The organism is Sphingobium sp. JS3065 (assembly GCF_026427355.1).
GTDB lineage: Bacteria > Pseudomonadota > Alphaproteobacteria > Sphingomonadales > Sphingomonadaceae > Sphingobium.
Genome location: NZ_CP102665.1, coordinates 151,362 through 167,782, shown reverse-complemented (window position 1 = coordinate 167,782; position 16,421 = coordinate 151,362). Strand labels below are relative to the sequence as shown.

Here is a 16,421-nt window from a genome sequence, read left to right as displayed (position 1 = left end):
TGCGATGTCGAAAAGTGCAGACGGATCTTCCCCATTCACGCCCTTCAGTTTGGAACATGAACTTTTTCGCGACACGCTGCGTCGTTTCATCCGCGACGAAATCGACCCTTACTATCGCGCGTGGTGCGATCCTGCCGCAGGTGGTGTGCCGCGGGAAATCTGGAAGAAGGCTGCCCGGCTCGGTCTTGTCGGCACGCTCGTTCCAGAGGCGTGGGGCGGTCCGGGCGGCACGCAACTCTTCAGCATCGTCCATGCGCAGGAAATGGGCCGTTCGCTGGCGGGCGCCTGGGTAGGCGGCATCTTCGAGAACGACATGCTGACCGAAATGCTGGTGGAATTCGGGTCGCGTGAACAGAAGGACCGCTGGTTCCCGGCGATTCTGGCAGGCGATGTCAATCAGGCTCTGGGACTTACGGAAGCGGAAGCCGGCTCCGACGTCCTGTCGCTTCGCAGCACTGCGCGAAAGGATGGGGGCGATTACCGGATCAGCGGCCAGAAAGTTTACATCAGCAATGGCTGCAATGCCGACCTTTTCTACATTCTCGCCCGCACCCAGGAGGATTGCGACGGTCCTCGCCATGCAATGACGATGTTCCTTGTAGAAGGCGATGCAAAAAACTTCACCCGGCAGCGCATGGACACCCTCGGCATGAAGGCGCAGGGCGTGGCGGAGCTTTTCCTTGACGATGTGCGCGTCCCGGCCTCCGCCATCGTGGGAAGGCAGGGGTGCGGGCTGTCCGACAACCTGCGCCTCCTGTTCCCCCCGGATCGCGCGCTTTCCGCGGCCCGATCCTTCGGCGCCATGCAACTGGCCTTCGACCTGACCGTCGCACATGCGAAGGATCGGAAGATTTCCGGCAGGACATTGATCGAATATCAGAACACACAGTTCAAGCTGGCCGAAATCCGCGCGGATATCCTTGCCGGACAGGCGTTCCTCGATTCCGTCCTAAACAAGCTGGACCACGGCACGCTTGACGATGAGACAGCCTCAGCCGCGAAGATATGGTTCGCCGACCGCGCATTCCATACCGCCAACGAATGCCTGCAACTCCACGGCGGCTATGGCTATATGACCGACGCACCCATTTCGCAGATATTCACCGCGACCCGGCTGGCGTCCATCTATGCCGGCACCAGCGAGGTGCAGAAGAAGACGATGGCCCGGTTCTTCTGAAGCATTTTCAAAGCAAAAGGCATCATCTGCTTAGAAAACGCTAGATGACAGTTCCATTTTCGATCATCCGGGTGCGTTCTTCGGGTGAAAAGCCCAACTCCCTGAGGATTTCGTTGCTGTCCACGCCAACCGTTCCCGACAGGCGCCGTTTCGCAACGGTCCTGCTTCGCGAAAACCGGAGCAGCGGCCCGATGCAATGTTGCACCTGACCATAATCGGCGTCGTCAAGCCCTTGCAGGATGCCGCTGGCCCGAAGCTCCTCCTGCCACCCGTCGCGAACGCAGGCCTCCGCCCAAACGCCCGCAGCCTTCAGCCGGCGCAACTGCTGCTGCGTGGTTCCCGTCATGATCCTGTCAGCCAGCCTGTCCTGTTCAACATCTCCCCAATCCCGCCTGTACAAGGGCGCCTCCACGCCAAGGGCTGCGGCAAACTCTGCGGCCATGGCATCCGAACGGGCGGCCACCGCAATCCAGCCGTCCGATGTCTGATACAGGCATTCCCACGGATGAAATCCGGTCTGCGCGCTGTTCAACACTTCCGCGCCGCAATTCTCGCCCGTTGGCGAGCGGACAAGTTCCGACATCATCCATGCACCGATGTTGAGCAGGTTGGTTTCGACCGCCATGACCCGACCCGTCTTCTCCCGCTCGTACAGCGCAGCGAGCACGGCGATGGCTCCCACGGCGCCCGCGGTGAAATCGACGATCGGCGTCCTGGTGCAGAGCGGCGGGTTCCCCGCCCCGCCGGCCCGGACCTGCAAGCCGCAATGCGCCTGTATCACCATGTCGAATCCCGGTGCCGAAGCCTTTGGCCCTTCCGGTCCGTAAGCGGTCGTTTCAAGGGTGATGATGTGTGGATTTACGCCGCGCAGCGTTTGCTGGTCCAAGCCCAGGCGGCTGCTGACCCCCGGCCGAAAATTGTTCATGGCGATGTCGGCTCTCTGGCAAAGACGGGAGATCACCGTTCGGCCATCCGGCGTTTTTGCGTCGATGCGGATCGAACGCTTGCCGATGTTCGCGGAAATGATCGTCCTTTCCCCGCTCAGGGTCGCCGGACCGGACGGGGGTTCGACGCGAATGACGTCGGCGCCATAATCGCCCAGCAGTTTCGCCGTATAAGGGCCCGCCACGAAAATGCCGCAGTCCATGACCCGGAAACCGGCGAGCGGAGGTCCGCATGGATCAGGCTCGATCGGCCTTGCCGGCTGAACCCCGAACGATGCAGGTACGAAGTCGCCGCGTATAGGGTTACCCACATATTCCCACCCTTCGGGATCGACTTGGATCAGGCCATTCAGCCGAAGCTGTTCATCGTCCCAGCATTTGCCGGGGTCGAGAACGGCTTCTACCGGCACCCCATTGCCGCGCAAAGACTGAACCAGCGTTACCCGGTCGAACGCACGGGCATGACGATCATAAAGCTCGACATCGCCGAAGAATGCGGCCGGTCCGCGCGACTGGTCCGGCATGCCCCGATCGGCTTCGCACACCTCACCATCGATTTTCAGCGCGCTGTACACGCCTGCGACGGCTCCAGGAACAGCCATCGTGATCTGGACGAATGCCGCATCTGCACAGCGCAGAGTCAGATGTCGTACGTCGCGCGGCGTGATGCTGCGAAACCCCTGATCCGGCCTTTCCGCCGTCATCCAAAACGGCCCCCAATACATCGCGCCGCCGGCCAAGAGCGATGCGGTAACGACCTGCCCTCGCCCGCTTCTTTCTCGCTCCACCAGGCAGGTGAGGGTTCCGATCAGCCCAAGCAGGGCGGCCCCGTAACTGGGCATGGGAAATGACTGCACATTCGGTTTGGCCGAATATTGTTCATGGACAATTCCCAGCCTTGCCTGGACAAGCAAATCGACGGCAGGATGGCTGCTGTCCCGCAACACGGGATCGCCCACCAGTTGCAGGACGACCAGTCTGGGAAAGGCTTGGCTGAGCGCCTCCGCGCTTGGAAATTGAGGATGGAATCCCGGATAATCCTCTCCACCCACGATGCAGATGTCCGCCCGGCCGAGCAGATCCGCGACCTTTTCCGAACCGTTCAGGACGGCGTGACGATGCCAGAAGCGATAGGCAGGATAGACATCGTAAAACGGATCGCCAGCTGGAGGCTTTATGCGATCCACGCGAGCGCCGAGTTCCCCAAGCTGCTTCGCCACGAGTGCTGCAGACATCCCCGCGCCAAGATCGACCACCCGCAGGTCGGCAAAAGCCGCCTTCCCCGTCGCATTTTCACTGCGGTTGCCAACATCGCCCACGCGCCAAACTCTCCCGTCCCAGTCCTGTTTTCAGATTACATGGACCAGAATGCCCATCGAATAAAGAAGTCGCCGGGAAGCATCACAGTCTGGTCTGAACCGGGAGCTTGCTGCCTTCATCTTTGCGTTTGGACTGTTGCCGGCGACCTGAACGGGACACGATCGATGCGCCTCCCCGACGCGCCTTGGCCGCAGCCATACGCATCCGTCCCGGTTCCCGTTCAGCCGGCCCTTCATAACCGCCCTTTTTTGGCACAATCAGAACAAATGGTGCGCAACATGATCGCATCCGTAATGCTCTCGCATCATATGTTGCTGGGCCCTGTCGGCCTTTGTAGAAAATATGGTGAATCAAAGTCTTAAGAGGGGATGATCTTATGAAGGCCCAGCTTATGTCGGCGGTCGCGATTCCTCTCCTCGCCCCTCCCAGTAACGATCATCGCTTCTTCTTCATCGCGAGGTCGTACACGCTACCGCAAATCGTCGCGCAGAATCTGGCTCCCGCATCAATGCCGGCTCTGTTCGTGGCGATTTATTTCCAGCACGATCCTTTCCGACGACTGCAGGCAAGCCTTGAAGGGCGCGCCATATGCACGCTACGGTTCCAACAGGAACAGCCATGACCGATCATATCGTTTCACCCTATCTCACTCCCGAGCGGCGGAAACGCCTTTTACCGCGCCATTTCCGGCGACGAAGCGGAACGACGCGAAAAGATCACAGCGATGATGGCGGGCAAATATCTTGGCGCTGCCGCGCTGTCGGAACCGGGCACTGGTTCTGATCTTTCCGGTATCAGTTGTCGCGCGCGCCATGACGGCGACGAATGGGTGATAACCGGCAACAAATATTGGTGCACCTTCGCCGATCGCGCCGATTTCATCAGCGTGCTGTGCCGGATCGACGATCCGGGCGCGACAGAAGGCGGTCGCCCCCGCACGACCAACCTCATCGTCGACAAGCCGCGCGGCACTTTTCCGAACGGGCTGAGCGGAAGCCCGATCCCCAAGATTGGCTACCACGGCTGGAAAACCTGGGACTGCGGTTCGAAGAACTGCGCGTCCCGGCAAGGGACGATAGCGGATCGGGCAAGGGTTTCGAGGACGCCGCCGCTTCGCTCGGGCTTGCGCGCGCCCATACCGCGGCCCTTTCGATCGGCCTTGCGCAGGCTGCTCTGGAGGATGCGATTGCCTATGCCAGGGAACGTGTCCAGTTCGGCGAACCCATCTCCAACTTCCAGGCGATCCGGTTCAAGATCGCGACGATGGCGACCGAGGTCGAGGCTGCGCGCCAGCTCATGTATCATGTATGCACGGAACTCGACGCCGGCCGCCCGGCCCGGGCAGAAATCTCCATGGTCAAATATTTCGCATCCGAAATGTCCGAGCGGGTGACAAGCGAGGCCTTGCAGATATTTGGGGGCGCGGGCTACACGACCCTGCACGCTGTCGAGCGCCACTGGCGCGACACCCGACTCACCAAGATCTTCGAGGGCACGTCCGAAATCCAGCAGAGGATCATCGCGGACGTCCTGCTCGGCAAACCCGTCAAGCCGTCCTGAACGATCCTGCGCGACAGGCCGGTTTCATATCAGCCGGCCTATCGTGCCGAGCTGGATTTCATTCGTTCCGGCGTAAATGGTTTCGAGCCTGGCAAAGGTAAAAATCCGCGATATGGGGGATTCGGTGATATAGCCGTAGCCGCCATGCAATTGCAGGCACTCATTGGCGATCTCGAACTCCTTGGAACAGATCCAGTATTTCGCGCTGGACGATGTCAGCGGATCCAGCAGGCCGGCCTTGAATTGCCGTAGCAATGTGTCCTTGAAACCTTCCATCACCTCTATATCGGCGCGGATGGAAGCCAGCTTGGCGCGCGTGTTGCCGAAATCGATCACGCGCCGCCCGAACACCCGGCGCTCGCTGGTGTGCTGGACAGTCAGGTCGTAGGCCAGCCGACAGACCGAAATGGCGCGCAGTGCCAGGCCGACACGGTCCGCGGTGAACAGGAAGGCGAGATTTTCCCGCAACGCCATTCCCGGCTTGCCCAATATGGCCGTTTCCGGGACGCGCATGTCTTCCATGAACAGTTCGGCAACGGAACCCGCCCGTTCGCCCAGGGTCGACATGCGCCGCCTTTCCATGCCAGGCGTATCCATGTCGACCAGGAACATGGTGAGGGCCCCCCGCCCCTTCTCTATGTCTTCGTCGGTCCGGGCGACCAGATAGCACAGGTCGGCATGCATGCCGTTGCTGATATAGACTTTCTGCCCGCTGATCAGATAATCGCTGCCGTCGCGGCGCGCCCGGGTCTGCATGGCGTTGACGTCGCTGCCCGCCGCGGGTTCGGATATGCCGGCGCATGAAATCGTGGTCCCGGCCAGAATGCCCGGGCAATAGCGCTGCTTCTGCTCCTCGGTCCCCTGTTCCACAAGCATGGAGGTCATCAGGTCGGCGCTGAACAGGGTCGCGCCAGTGCTGACGCCCGCAACCGACTTGCCCATTTCCTCGGCAAGGATCATCTTGAAGAGCAGGTCGGCACCCGGCCCGCCATAAGCCTCGGGAATGGCCAGTCCCACCAGGCCGGCGTCCGCTGCCTTCTGCCAGATTTCCCGCGGATATCCGATTTCCGTATGCTCCCACTCCAGATAGTGGGGTTCGAGTTCCTTCTGAATGAAGCGACGCGCGGTTTCGCGGAACATCTCATGTTCGCTGCTGAAGATTTCTTCGTTGAAATCATGCCCGTCGATTCTCAGCCGTGCCGTTGTGCGCATACGCTATCCTCTTTCCGCCTGTCTTGATGGCGGCATCAAAATTGCTCGGCGACCAGGTCGCGAAGCAGGTTGCCCCGCATGGCGTCCGCCAGCATCGTGGTAATGACTTCCGAAGTTCCGTTCCGTGGCCCCAGCCCGGCCATGACCGAAACGCGTGCCACCTCCTCGGCGCACTCGCTCAGCCACAGTTTCGCCACTGCCGCCCTGAACGGATCGATCCTCTCCGACATCAGGTCGCGAAATATTGCGGTGCGATAGCCCGAAGCGATCATCAGGCGCGCCTGAGCGGAAGCCAAACGGAACTGGACGTCCTGATCGTCGAATCCGGTTGCCGAACCGGCTGGCCTGCTCTTGGCCGTGGCGACGCTTTCATCACAAAGACGCTGACCCGCGGCCAGAGCCTCAAGCCCGTCGAACAGGCCGATCACAGCCAACAGCCGATCCAGTTCCTCCGGCTTCGCAGTCAGACGCTGACCCGGGGTAAGTGAGACGCGGTCGAGTTCCACATCCGCCGAGCCGGTCGCGATAGCATTCTTCCGGTTCACGCCCCTGGATGCAGCAGAAACGAGGTAACAGGCCCGCCCTCCTTCTTCGAAGAGGGCGAGGTACAGCCATTCGGCATTTGCTGCGGCGCGGACCGAATGGATCGTGCCACTCGCAACGAACCCGTCCGGGGCTGCTTCGATCACCAATGCCCGATCGGCGATGCATAGCGCCTGCATCGGCGGTGACGGCGCGAAGATGACGGATTTCTGCTCGACGCTGCCAAACATACTTGCCAGCAGGCTGTATCGGTCGCTGGCAAGGCATTGCAATGCAGGCCGGCCCGCCGAAGCTTCCGCCACCAATGCCAACTTCAACAGATCGCCGTCCTGACCAGCCAGCAATCCAGTCGCAGCGGCTCGTCCCAGCACGGAACCGGAGCCCGTCACACCTGCATCTTCAAGACATTCATCGAGACGTTGCCTGTAAGCGATATGGTTGTCGCCAAGCATGTGATCGACCATGATTCTTGAAGGATCGGCGAATGGGGAAGACTGCATGATGATGCTCTCTTGTTCCTCGAAAAACTACAGTGCGAGAACGCGATCGCCTGTACGACGATGTCGGTCTGCGGGCAATTGTCCCTGGTTCGCACAATCTTGCAGCTGGCAGGCGCGGATGCGCGTTACAACTGACGCAGGCGCGGTTCATGACGCGAAAGTCAGGATTGGCTTGATCGCGGCACCTTTCTCTTGGGCCGCGAATGCTTCATTGATCTGCGAAATATCAAAGAAGGAAATCAGCCGGTCCAGGGGAAATTCCCCGGCCATGAACAGGTCGACCAGATAGGGGATGAATATCCTGGGATTACTGTCACCCTCGATCACGCCCTTGATCGTCAAACCCTTGCTCAATATCGAAACGACGGACAGCGTCGCCATGGCATCCATCGAATTCATGCCCACGAGGCCCAGCTTGCCGCCGATGCCCAGCGCCTGAACCGCCGCCTCGATCATGGCGGGAATGCCGGTCGTGTCGCAAATGACATCGACCCCGCCCCCGCACAATTCCATCAGCCGTGCGGAAATATCGCCTTCCGCGCGGGGATCGATGGCGATCGTCGCCCCCAGTTCCAGACCCAGCGCCCGGCGGCTTTCGACCGGTTCGCACAGGATGATCGGGTCGCAGCCGACCAGCCGGGCCGCCATGACGGCGCTGAGCCCGACACCCCCGCCGCCGAATATCACGCAGCTGCTGCCTTTTTCCGGCTTGAGGGCGTTGAGGATGGTCCCTGCCCCTGTCTGCAATCCACACCCCAGCGGCCCCAGCATGTGAATGGGCGCATCGGGGCGGACCTTCACCGCGTTACGCCGGTTCACCAGCGCATATGTCGCGAAGGACGACTGGCCGAAGAAATGACCGGCGACTTCATGCCCGTTACAGCAGGTCGCACTGCTCCCGTCCTCGCGATATCCGCCCATGTTCAGCTGGCCGAATTTCTCGCAATAGGCGGGATCGTCCGACCGGCAGGATGAACAGACGCCACAGGACATGAACGTCAGCACGACATTGTCGTCCACCGCTATGTCACCGACATCGTCACCCACCGCGACGACCACGCCGGACCCTTCATGCCCCAATATTATGGGGACTGGGGAGGGAAAGCGGCCGTGCTGCACCGTCAGATCGGTGTGGCAAATGCCCGTCCCGGCAATCTTGACCAGCAATTCGTCGGCGCGTGGATCAGCAATCTGCGCGTTCGTCAGGCGTAATGGTTCGCCAATTGCGGACAGTAGGGCGACAATAGCTTCAGTTGCCATCGGGCATCCCTTCAGGCGCGCTCATACAATGCAAACGGCAGGTGTTTCATGCCGCAGAACTGGATCGACGCTACACTTTCAGGTTCGCCGCGCAATTCGATTGTCTCGAACCGGTCGAGTATCAGACCCATGATGGTGCGAATCTGCAATCGCCCAAGCCAGGCGCCCAGGCAGAAATGGGGGCCATAGCCGAAGCTCACATGCGGGTTCTGTCGCCGCCCGACATCGAACGTTTCCGGGTCGTTGAAAGCCCGCTCGTCGCGATTTGCCGACGCCATCCAGGAAACGACCCAATCGCCTTCCCTGATGGTCTTGCCGTGCATTTCAAAATCGCATTTGGCGGTGCGCATCAGGTGCGCGACGGGCGTCGCCCAGCGGATGAATTCATCCGGCAGGGTCTTGAGCAGGGACCGGTCGTTACGCAACCGCTGATATTCCGCCGGATTGCGCGCAAGTTCCAGCATCCCCGCAGAAAGCGAATTGCGCGTCGTCTCCTGCCCGCCGACAATGAACATATGGCCCAGAAAGCCCAGTTCGTCATCGCTCAGCAGCTTGCCGTCAATCTCGATCTGCGCGATCTGGGTGATCAGGTCCGAACCGCCGCCCTCTCGGCGCCGCAAACCCAGTTCCCGACAATAGTTGATGCTGCCCTGCACCCCCTTCTGCCGTGTTTCAAGCGGCGTGCCGATCGAAAATTCCGGCTCCTCCGGGCAAGTATGCATGTTGGTGTAGTGAAACAGCATCGGCCAGTCTTCGCGCGGGATATCCATGATCGTGAAGATCATCGACGTGGGCAACCGGGCCGCGACATCGAGTACGAAGTCGATCTGCTTCGCCGGGTCCACCGAATCCAGGATTTCCGATGCGACTTGCCGGACCTTGTCCTCAAGCTGATTGATCGCCTTGGGAGAGAAACGCGAGGTGAACTTGCCGCGTGCCACCGTATGGCGCGGCGGATCAAGCGTCGGCAGCATGGCGCCCGCCTGCTGCAATCTTGCATGTTCCGATTTGCTGGGATCGACCATTTCAGCAGAGGTAGGCAACGACACTCCCCAACGCTGAGAACTGAAGCGTTCCGTATCGCCAAGAATCTTCTGAACGTCGGCGTGCCGCGAAACAGACCAGTAATCCCTGCCGAACTTGCCCTTGGTCCAATGAAGCGGGTCTTCGTCCCGCATCTTCCTGAACAGGTCATATGGATAGCCTTGCGCAAAGAGCGCGCCGTCCATCAGCTTGAAATCTTCTTCTTCGCTTATCAAGCTTGCCTCCAAATGCGCTTCGGCGATCAATTGATCGGCCCTGTCCTGTGGCTCTATCGCACCGCCCGGGTCGCAGCTTTACCGGTCTGGATGGCGCGGCTTGTCTCCGGTCATCGGGTAGCCGGAGGCATGCCGGAATGCGGCGGAACGGCGTCTCATGCGGGAAAAAGCTAGTCGTCCCCGGGCGATCGTCCGGTTCTTCACCAGGCCTCCACACGCATCGGGGTCAACTGAAGCGGCAATGTGACGAGCCCGCGAAAACCTATCGAATTGCTGAACTCCAGTCTCTCCACCGGGACTTGCCAACTTTCGAAACGGCCCATGAAGGCGGGCAAGGCCTCCGACATGATCATCTTGGCGAACCAGTGGCCGATGCAGAAATGCCGGCCGGGGGCGAAGGTCATGTTGCGGGCCTGATTACTGCGATCCAGGTCGATCTTGTCCGGCTGTGCGAACACCGATGGATCCCGATTCGCACCGGCGATAAGGAGGAATACGATCTGACCGGCCTTCAGATCCTGCCCATGCCAGGTGAAATCAGCCGTCACGATGCGGCTCATCAACGTCGACATGTTCACGACGCGCATCAATTCCATGATGCACTGTTCGAAATTATCTGGATTTCGCCGCATATATTCGGCCACTTCCTGATGCCTGCTTAACTTTGCGATCGTCAACGCCATGGTGTTCAGGGTCGTGTCGTGACCTGCGACGATCACAAGCATCATTTGCGCCGCGATCTCTTCATCCGACAATCGGTCGCCATCTTCCCCCGCAAGGATGAGTTCACCCAGAAAGTCGCGCACCTGGGATCCGCTTGCGCGCCGCTCGCGAATGACGGGAACGAAGCGCCCGGCCATCTCTCCGATCGCTTTATCGGCCTTCTGGATACGTTCCGGGTCGGGCACGCCAGCCAGTCCTTCATTGAGGGCGCGGGCCCATCGCTCCGTGTCGGCATAAAAATCTGGGCTCAGGCCCATCACATGCAGGATCGTGCTGACCGTGACGGGTCTGGCGAACTGCGCCACAAAATCGATCTGGGTGGCGTTACCCAGTTGTTCAACGGTGCGTCCGACGATTTCGCGGACGACCTCCCTATATCCTTCCGCTATGCGCTTGCTGAAAGCCGCCATGAGCAGTTTGCGCAGGCGCGAATGTTCCGGCGGCTCGACGTTGGTGACGAAATGCGGGAAATATTTTGCGATATTGGCGGCCTTGATAGCGTGTTCCTCCTCCGGGAACACGCCAATGGCTATGAGATGGCGTTCCGCCGATAGAGGGAGCTTGCCGCTGAAGCCTTCGACCACGGCATCATGGTGACCCGCAACCCAGACCTGGCTGCTTTCGTTCCAGTGCACCGCCGGTTTGTTGGCAAGATCATTGAAGAGGGGTGTGATATCCTCTCCCAATATATCAAATTTGCTGAAATCAATCTCCGGGTTCATCGGACATGCCCCCCTCTCATTTTTTCAGAACGCTACATCGAAGCCGACACCATAAGTGCGAGGATCGGCAGGACCGCCCTTGTCTCCGAGCGTGCTCTCGGTGAAATAGGCGTAATATTCTGCTTTGGTCAGATTCTTGACGAAGGCGCGAAGCTTGAACTTGCCATCTGCAAAGCTCAGACCCGCTGATGCGTTGACGACGTCAACCGACGGTTGGGAGACGCGATTGTCCGGCTCCCAGAAGAAGCTGGCACTGTGGAAATAGTTCACGCCCAGTTCGAGACTGGTAGTGTCACCCACGGGCACCTTGTAGCTGGCCGCAACCGATCCGGAAAATTTCGGCGCATGGATCATGCGGTGTCCGCTGAGATCCCCGGCGGTGAGCGCATTGAACCCGCCCGGGACCGGCGTCAGGATAGGACCGTTCGGGAAAGATGTGTAGTTGGCATGGAGGAACGAGAGGTTCGCCGACAGATTCAGTTCACCAGCCCCAATCCGCTTGAAATAAGCCGTTTCGACTTCAGCGCCGTAAAGCTCACCCTTGGCCGCGTTGAACAGCAGACCGGCGCCATTCACGATACGGTTTAGCTGAATATTCTTGTAGGTGTAGTAGAATCCGGTGAGGTTGAAGCGGAGCGACCTGCCGAACAGCTCGGAACGCAGACCGACTTCGTAGGCGTCAAGCGTCTCCGGGCTGACCGGGGCTGCTGTCGGCGATGAGGCGGAATAGGCGCCGCTTTTGAACCCCCGGTTGTAGCTTGCATAGACCATCACATCCTGGCTGAATTTCTGCGCAACGGCAAGGCGCCAGGTGGGCTTGGAAAATGTTGCCGACTTGGTCGGGAACGCGGCGATGACATCATTGGGATCATTCTGGTCGCCACCGGGTACAACCAGATTCGGCGTATTGGTACGCTTGTCGCGAGTGTAACGAAACCCGGCCGTAACCGTAGTGTTGCCAAAGCTGTAATCGCCCTGGACGAACCCTGCGAGCGACCTGGTCGTCTGCGGCGAATAAATGTCGATATTGGACGTCGGCGAAATCGAACGGACACCCAGTGGATCGTATCGCCCATAGCCGTCGAAATAGAAGACGCCCGCCGTGTAGACAAGATCGCCCAGATTGCCCTGCAAGGTCACTTCCTGCTGGAAATAGCGGTCGGTCTCATTGAGATAGATGTCCGCATAGGCGATCGGAGTCGCATCCTGGTCGAACCGGATAAGCGTATCTAGTTTGCGCAGCGCAGTCAGTGACTTCAGCGTGGCGCCGCCCAGATCAAGTTCTATGGCAGCACTGCCGCCATAATATTGGGTGTGGACCCCCTGAGCGAGATTTGCGATACTGTCGAAACGTCCACCACCCAGCGCCTTAACCGCTGTATTCGGTTGCGACTGGAGAATGACGCCCAGGTCAGATTGAAGCAGAGAATAGTCACCGGACAGGACGATGGACAAATTATCTGTCGGCGTGAACTTGATCTTGGACCTGATGCCGCGTTCACGACGGTAATTGACATCAGCACCCGTGAACAGGTTCTTTCCGTAGCCGTCGCTCTGATAAACGATCGAACCCGCAATATCGAACGCAATCTTGTCGGTTCCTGCCGATGCATAGACTGAGGATTGCAGCGTCCCGTAGTTTCCATAGGACACGCTGGCACGCATCATCGGTTCCGCCTGGGGATCGCGCGTGCGGACATGCACCAGGCCACCGGTCGCGTTGCGGCCGAACAACGTGCCTTGTGGCCCGCGCAGGACTTCAACCTGCTCGATATTGTTGAAATTGAAGATGTTCGCATAGGGCGACGCATAGTAGACACCATCGACATAGAATGCCACGGCAGGCTCGTTGCCGGCGGAGACGGACTGTGTGCCGACACCGCGGATATAAGGAGTCGCGCCGGAAAGCTGCCGGGTCATGCTGACCGCCGGCACCGACTGCTCCAGACCGTCGGTGCTGACGATGCCGCCTGCGGCCAGCGCCTCCGTATCCACTGTCGAGACGGCGACCGGCACGTCCTGAAGCCTCTGTTCGCGTCGCTGCGCCGTCACGACGATGTCATGCAGACCTTCCGTCTCGCGCGCACTGCCTTCCGCCTGCGGCGTGCTCTCCGTCTGGGCAGCGGCAAACGAAAAAGATGCCATTACTGCGAGTGACGACACCATACCGAAAATATATCGATGATAAATAGCCATAAATCCCCTCCACCATTCTTATTATTTGCGCCTATTTCGATCCGCATTCTTCTACGATCATGATGACCGACTTTGAACGATCGAGAAATTTCTCTTCGTCTGATATGATATTTCTGCGAATTTCATCATTGGCCATTGCAGCGGCGAACTTTTCGTATCCCGCTTCGTCGTCGAACCACATCTCCGTAACCACGTCATATTCAAACGCGTCGTCGACTTCGACGCCGTTGACGCGTAAACGTTTCACATAATTACGGCGATAATCCCTGCCGACCGGAAGGACTTCGGAAGCATATGGCGCATGCTTGTTTTCATAATAATCCTTGAAATATTCAAAGTCTACGTCGCCCCTCTTTTTCAGGAGTCCGATTAGTTTGAACATATAAACCCCCGCTAATTTTTAGAGAGAACGCGCAATGATCTGCTTCATGATTTCAGATGTACCCACGTAAATCCGGTGTACGCGCGCGTGAGCGTATAGTTTCGAGATAAGATATTCGTTGCTGAAGCCGGCGCCGCCGTGGAGTTGCAGGCATTCATCCATGACCCGGCCCTCGACTTCGCTGCAAAACAGCTTGAGCATGGCCATGTCCTGTGGACGCAACCCACCCTCCACCAGCTTTTCAAGGCAGGAGTCGACGAACGCCCGACCAGCCGCGATCTCAGTCGCGACCGAAGCCAGCTTGAACTGCGTGTTCTGGAAATCGAAAACGGATTGCCCGAAGGCCTGCCGCGTTCTGGTATAGTCCGTCGTAACCGCCAGCGCGAGTTCGCTGGCCGCGATCGCGCGCACCCCGACAGATGCACGACCAAGATCGAGGGTCGAAAGGGCTATGCGCAATCCCCGCCCGACACCATCAGGCCCGCCCAGCACGTTCGACGCCGGGATGCGAACATCGTCGAAAAAGACCTCGCACACCCCGCCGCAGCTCTTCATCATGAGGTCGGTAGGCTGCGACCGTGTAATGCCCTTGCTGTCCATGGGCACGATGAACATGGTCGTGCCTTCGCGACCACCCTCATCCGTCTTGGCCACGACAAACAGCACGGTCATCAGCGGACCGTTCGACATCCACATCTTCTGCCCGTTCAGTATCCAGTCGTCACCATCGCGACGGGCATAGGTCTTGATCCCCCGGGCGTCGCTGCCTGCACCGGGCTCGCTCAGCCCCACTTCCGCAATGCCGTTCCCCTGCGCGAAGAAGGGTAGCCACTCCCGCTTCTGCTCCTCCGTTCCTCCATTGAACAGGACATAGGCCGTCAGGTCGGTGCCCAGCCCGGCTTCCAGCGACACGCCGCCCGGACTATATCCATGCTCCTCGTGAAGGATCATATGGTGCAGGACATCGCCGCCGCCGCCGCCATATTCTTCGGGGATGCCGGCGCATAGAAGACCATATCGGGCGGCGACCTTGAACAGTTCGGCGGGATAAAAACCGTCCTTTTCCCATTGCCTGACGTTCGGTTCGACTTCGCTGCGGAAGAAGTTCCGCGCGGTTTCACGAAACGCTTCGTGGTCGTCCCGGAATATCTTTCGTCCAAACCCCAGTGATGCCAATTCCACCATTCAGCGCATCCTCTATATTGTTCTTCTGCCGGTCATCACTTCGCCATGGAAAAATGACTTCGCCAATCGGTGTCCTGCGAAAGGATTTCCGCCTCTGCCCGGATATTGGGGAACAGAACCGCATCGAGCTGCGCGATGGCAGGCTTCTCGCCGCAGTCGAACGCCCTGACGCTGTCCAGCATCAGCTTGCGGAACTTCATGATTGCGCGGTCGCCCTCGTTGAGCCATTCGTGCGAACGATCCGCGATTTCGCCCTGACTGGCGGCGACCGCAAAATCCTCCAGCATAAAATGGTCTGTGAAGCCGGTGAAACTGCCCTTCTTCATCGCATCGCGATCCTGCCCCCAATGGGTCAAAGCATCGCCGCTCAGATAGGGCGGCCAGTTCCACGGCTCGGCCGGAGGATCATAGGCGGAGGGCGGGATCGGTCCATCGGCATTGTAATGGACGAAATAAAGCGCCGTGCGACGGTCGTTTATGGGAACCGAAATAACGCAATTGCCCGTGTTGAACGGAATGAAACAGTAGAAGGGCGCCGTGTAGTTGGTGACGCGGATATAGCGGTTACCGCCATCCTGCTTGCGAATGGCCGCATAGCGGAACCCCCCGGAATGATCCTCGAATTCATAAACAGGGGCGGTATCCTGTCCTGCCGAAGCGAGGCCCTTCTTGCTGTCGCCAGCCGTCTGCAACCAGCCCTGGTGCAGGATCGACACATGGGCGGAATCGACGAGACCCTCGATGCTCTGGATCCAGTTGAATTTCAGTTCCTGCCGGATCGCCCGGACATTCGGCTCCTTATATTCGGTAAAGTCGAATTCCGGGAACCGGCCCGGTTCGCCGCCGCCGAGCCAGACCCAGAACATACCGGCCGCCTCGCGCACCGGATAAGCCTGGAGCGGGACGCGCTTGCAGAACTCGCCATGATTGATCGGCTGGGTGGGAACTTCCTTAACCTCACCATCGACGCCGAATTTCCAGCCATGAAAAATGCAGCGCAGCGCATTGTCCTCGTTGCGGGCCAGCGCAAGCGAAGCGCCCCGGTGCGGGCAGGCTTCGTTGAAGAAGCCGACGCGACCATCATCGCTGCGAAAAGCGACATAGTGCCTGCCAAGCAATTCCACGCGCTGAGGCGCCCCTCCTCCCTTGAGCATGACCGACAGGCCAGCGGGAAACCAGAAATTTTCGCGGAGGAAACGCCCCATGGGGGCATCACCCTCCACGCGGGTGATCAGTTCATTGTCGGCAGAATTGAGCATGATGAAATCCGTCGTCAGTTGGCATCAAACGCGTCGCGCCTTGATGCCGCATAAATAGCCCAGCAACGCGCGCCGGTACTGCCTGACATGGATGCATTGGTTTAACCGTGCGCACCGGCGACGCGGACAAGCGGAGTTCTACATTGGTCAAGACACAGGACGCAGACGAGGGCACCTTC

13 protein-coding genes and 1 pseudogene are annotated in these 16,421 nt (G+C 59.3%); 4 read left to right on the top strand and 10 right to left on the bottom strand.

The window, feature by feature from the left end; translation table 11 throughout:
• Positions 1-4 precede the first annotated feature (4 nt).
• Positions 5-1,177, top strand: coding sequence for an acyl-CoA dehydrogenase family protein (locus tag NUH86_RS18240; RefSeq protein ID WP_267252739.1), 1,173 nt, complete (start codon positions 5-7; stop codon positions 1,175-1,177).
• Positions 1,178-1,217: 40 nt separating this feature from the next.
• Here the strand turns inward: NUH86_RS18240 and NUH86_RS18235 are convergent, their stop codons facing one another.
• Entirely contained in the window at positions 1,218-3,440 is a 2,223-nt protein-coding gene (locus NUH86_RS18235; protein WP_267252738.1) for a CoA transferase, read from the bottom strand.
• 377 nt (positions 3,441-3,817) lie between these two features.
• On the opposite strand from NUH86_RS18235, the gene NUH86_RS18230 reads away from it, so the two are divergent.
• The 3 genes and pseudogenes from NUH86_RS18230 (at position 3,818) to NUH86_RS18225 (ending at position 5,001) form a co-directional block, all read left to right on the top strand.
• Positions 3,818-4,063: a hypothetical protein gene (locus tag NUH86_RS18230; protein ID WP_267252737.1), complete on the top strand. Its 246-nt coding sequence runs from the start codon at positions 3,818-3,820 to the stop codon at positions 4,061-4,063.
• A 102-nt stretch (positions 4,064-4,165) separates the two neighbouring features.
• Positions 4,166-4,414, top strand: a pseudogene (locus tag NUH86_RS24885) (acyl-CoA dehydrogenase family protein); the annotation flags it as partial.
• The gene (locus NUH86_RS18225) at positions 4,333-5,001 is read left to right on the top strand and encodes an acyl-CoA dehydrogenase family protein (RefSeq protein WP_267252736.1); all 669 of its coding nucleotides are present in this window, start codon (positions 4,333-4,335) and stop codon (positions 4,999-5,001) included. The pseudogene NUH86_RS24885 and the gene NUH86_RS18225, both read left to right, overlap by 82 nt.
• A 24-nt stretch (positions 5,002-5,025) precedes the next feature.
• On the opposite strand, the gene NUH86_RS18220 is transcribed toward NUH86_RS18225, so the two are convergent.
• From NUH86_RS18220 to NUH86_RS18180, 9 genes are all read right to left on the bottom strand, one after another.
• Positions 5,026-6,213 (bottom strand): acyl-CoA dehydrogenase family protein, encoded by a 1,188-nt coding sequence (locus tag NUH86_RS18220; RefSeq protein ID WP_267252735.1) that lies wholly within the window; start codon positions 6,211-6,213, stop codon positions 5,026-5,028.
• A 35-nt stretch (positions 6,214-6,248) separates the two neighbouring features.
• Positions 6,249-7,256 (bottom strand): acyl-CoA dehydrogenase family protein, encoded by a 1,008-nt coding sequence (locus NUH86_RS18215; RefSeq protein WP_267252734.1) that lies wholly within the window; start codon positions 7,254-7,256, stop codon positions 6,249-6,251.
• Positions 7,257-7,403: 147 nt separating this feature from the next.
• A complete protein-coding gene (locus NUH86_RS18210) occupies positions 7,404-8,516 on the bottom strand; it encodes an NAD(P)-dependent alcohol dehydrogenase (RefSeq protein WP_267252733.1) in 1,113 nt (370 codons plus the stop codon).
• An 11-nt stretch (positions 8,517-8,527) separates the two neighbouring features.
• Positions 8,528-9,775 carry a cytochrome P450 gene (locus tag NUH86_RS18205; RefSeq protein ID WP_267252732.1) on the bottom strand — a complete coding sequence of 416 codons (1,248 nt, stop codon included), beginning with the start codon at positions 9,773-9,775 and terminating at the stop codon, positions 8,528-8,530.
• A gap of 200 nt (positions 9,776-9,975) precedes the next feature.
• The gene (locus tag NUH86_RS18200) at positions 9,976-11,220 is read right to left on the bottom strand and encodes a cytochrome P450 (RefSeq protein WP_267252731.1); all 1,245 of its coding nucleotides are present in this window, start codon (positions 11,218-11,220) and stop codon (positions 9,976-9,978) included.
• A gap of 24 nt (positions 11,221-11,244) precedes the next feature.
• Entirely contained in the window at positions 11,245-13,416 is a 2,172-nt protein-coding gene (locus NUH86_RS18195) for a TonB-dependent receptor (RefSeq protein WP_267252730.1), read from the bottom strand.
• 31 nt (positions 13,417-13,447) lie between these two features.
• A complete protein-coding gene (locus NUH86_RS18190; RefSeq protein ID WP_267252729.1) occupies positions 13,448-13,798 on the bottom strand; it encodes an EthD domain-containing protein in 351 nt (116 codons plus the stop codon).
• Between the two features lie 18 nt (positions 13,799-13,816).
• Positions 13,817-14,983: an acyl-CoA dehydrogenase family protein gene (locus NUH86_RS18185; RefSeq protein ID WP_267252728.1), complete on the bottom strand. Its 1,167-nt coding sequence runs from the start codon at positions 14,981-14,983 to the stop codon at positions 13,817-13,819.
• A 35-nt stretch (positions 14,984-15,018) separates the two neighbouring features.
• Positions 15,019-16,242 carry a Rieske 2Fe-2S domain-containing protein gene (locus NUH86_RS18180; protein ID WP_267252727.1) on the bottom strand — a complete coding sequence of 408 codons (1,224 nt, stop codon included), beginning with the start codon at positions 16,240-16,242 and terminating at the stop codon, positions 15,019-15,021.
• Between the last annotated feature and the right edge of the window lie 179 nt (positions 16,243-16,421).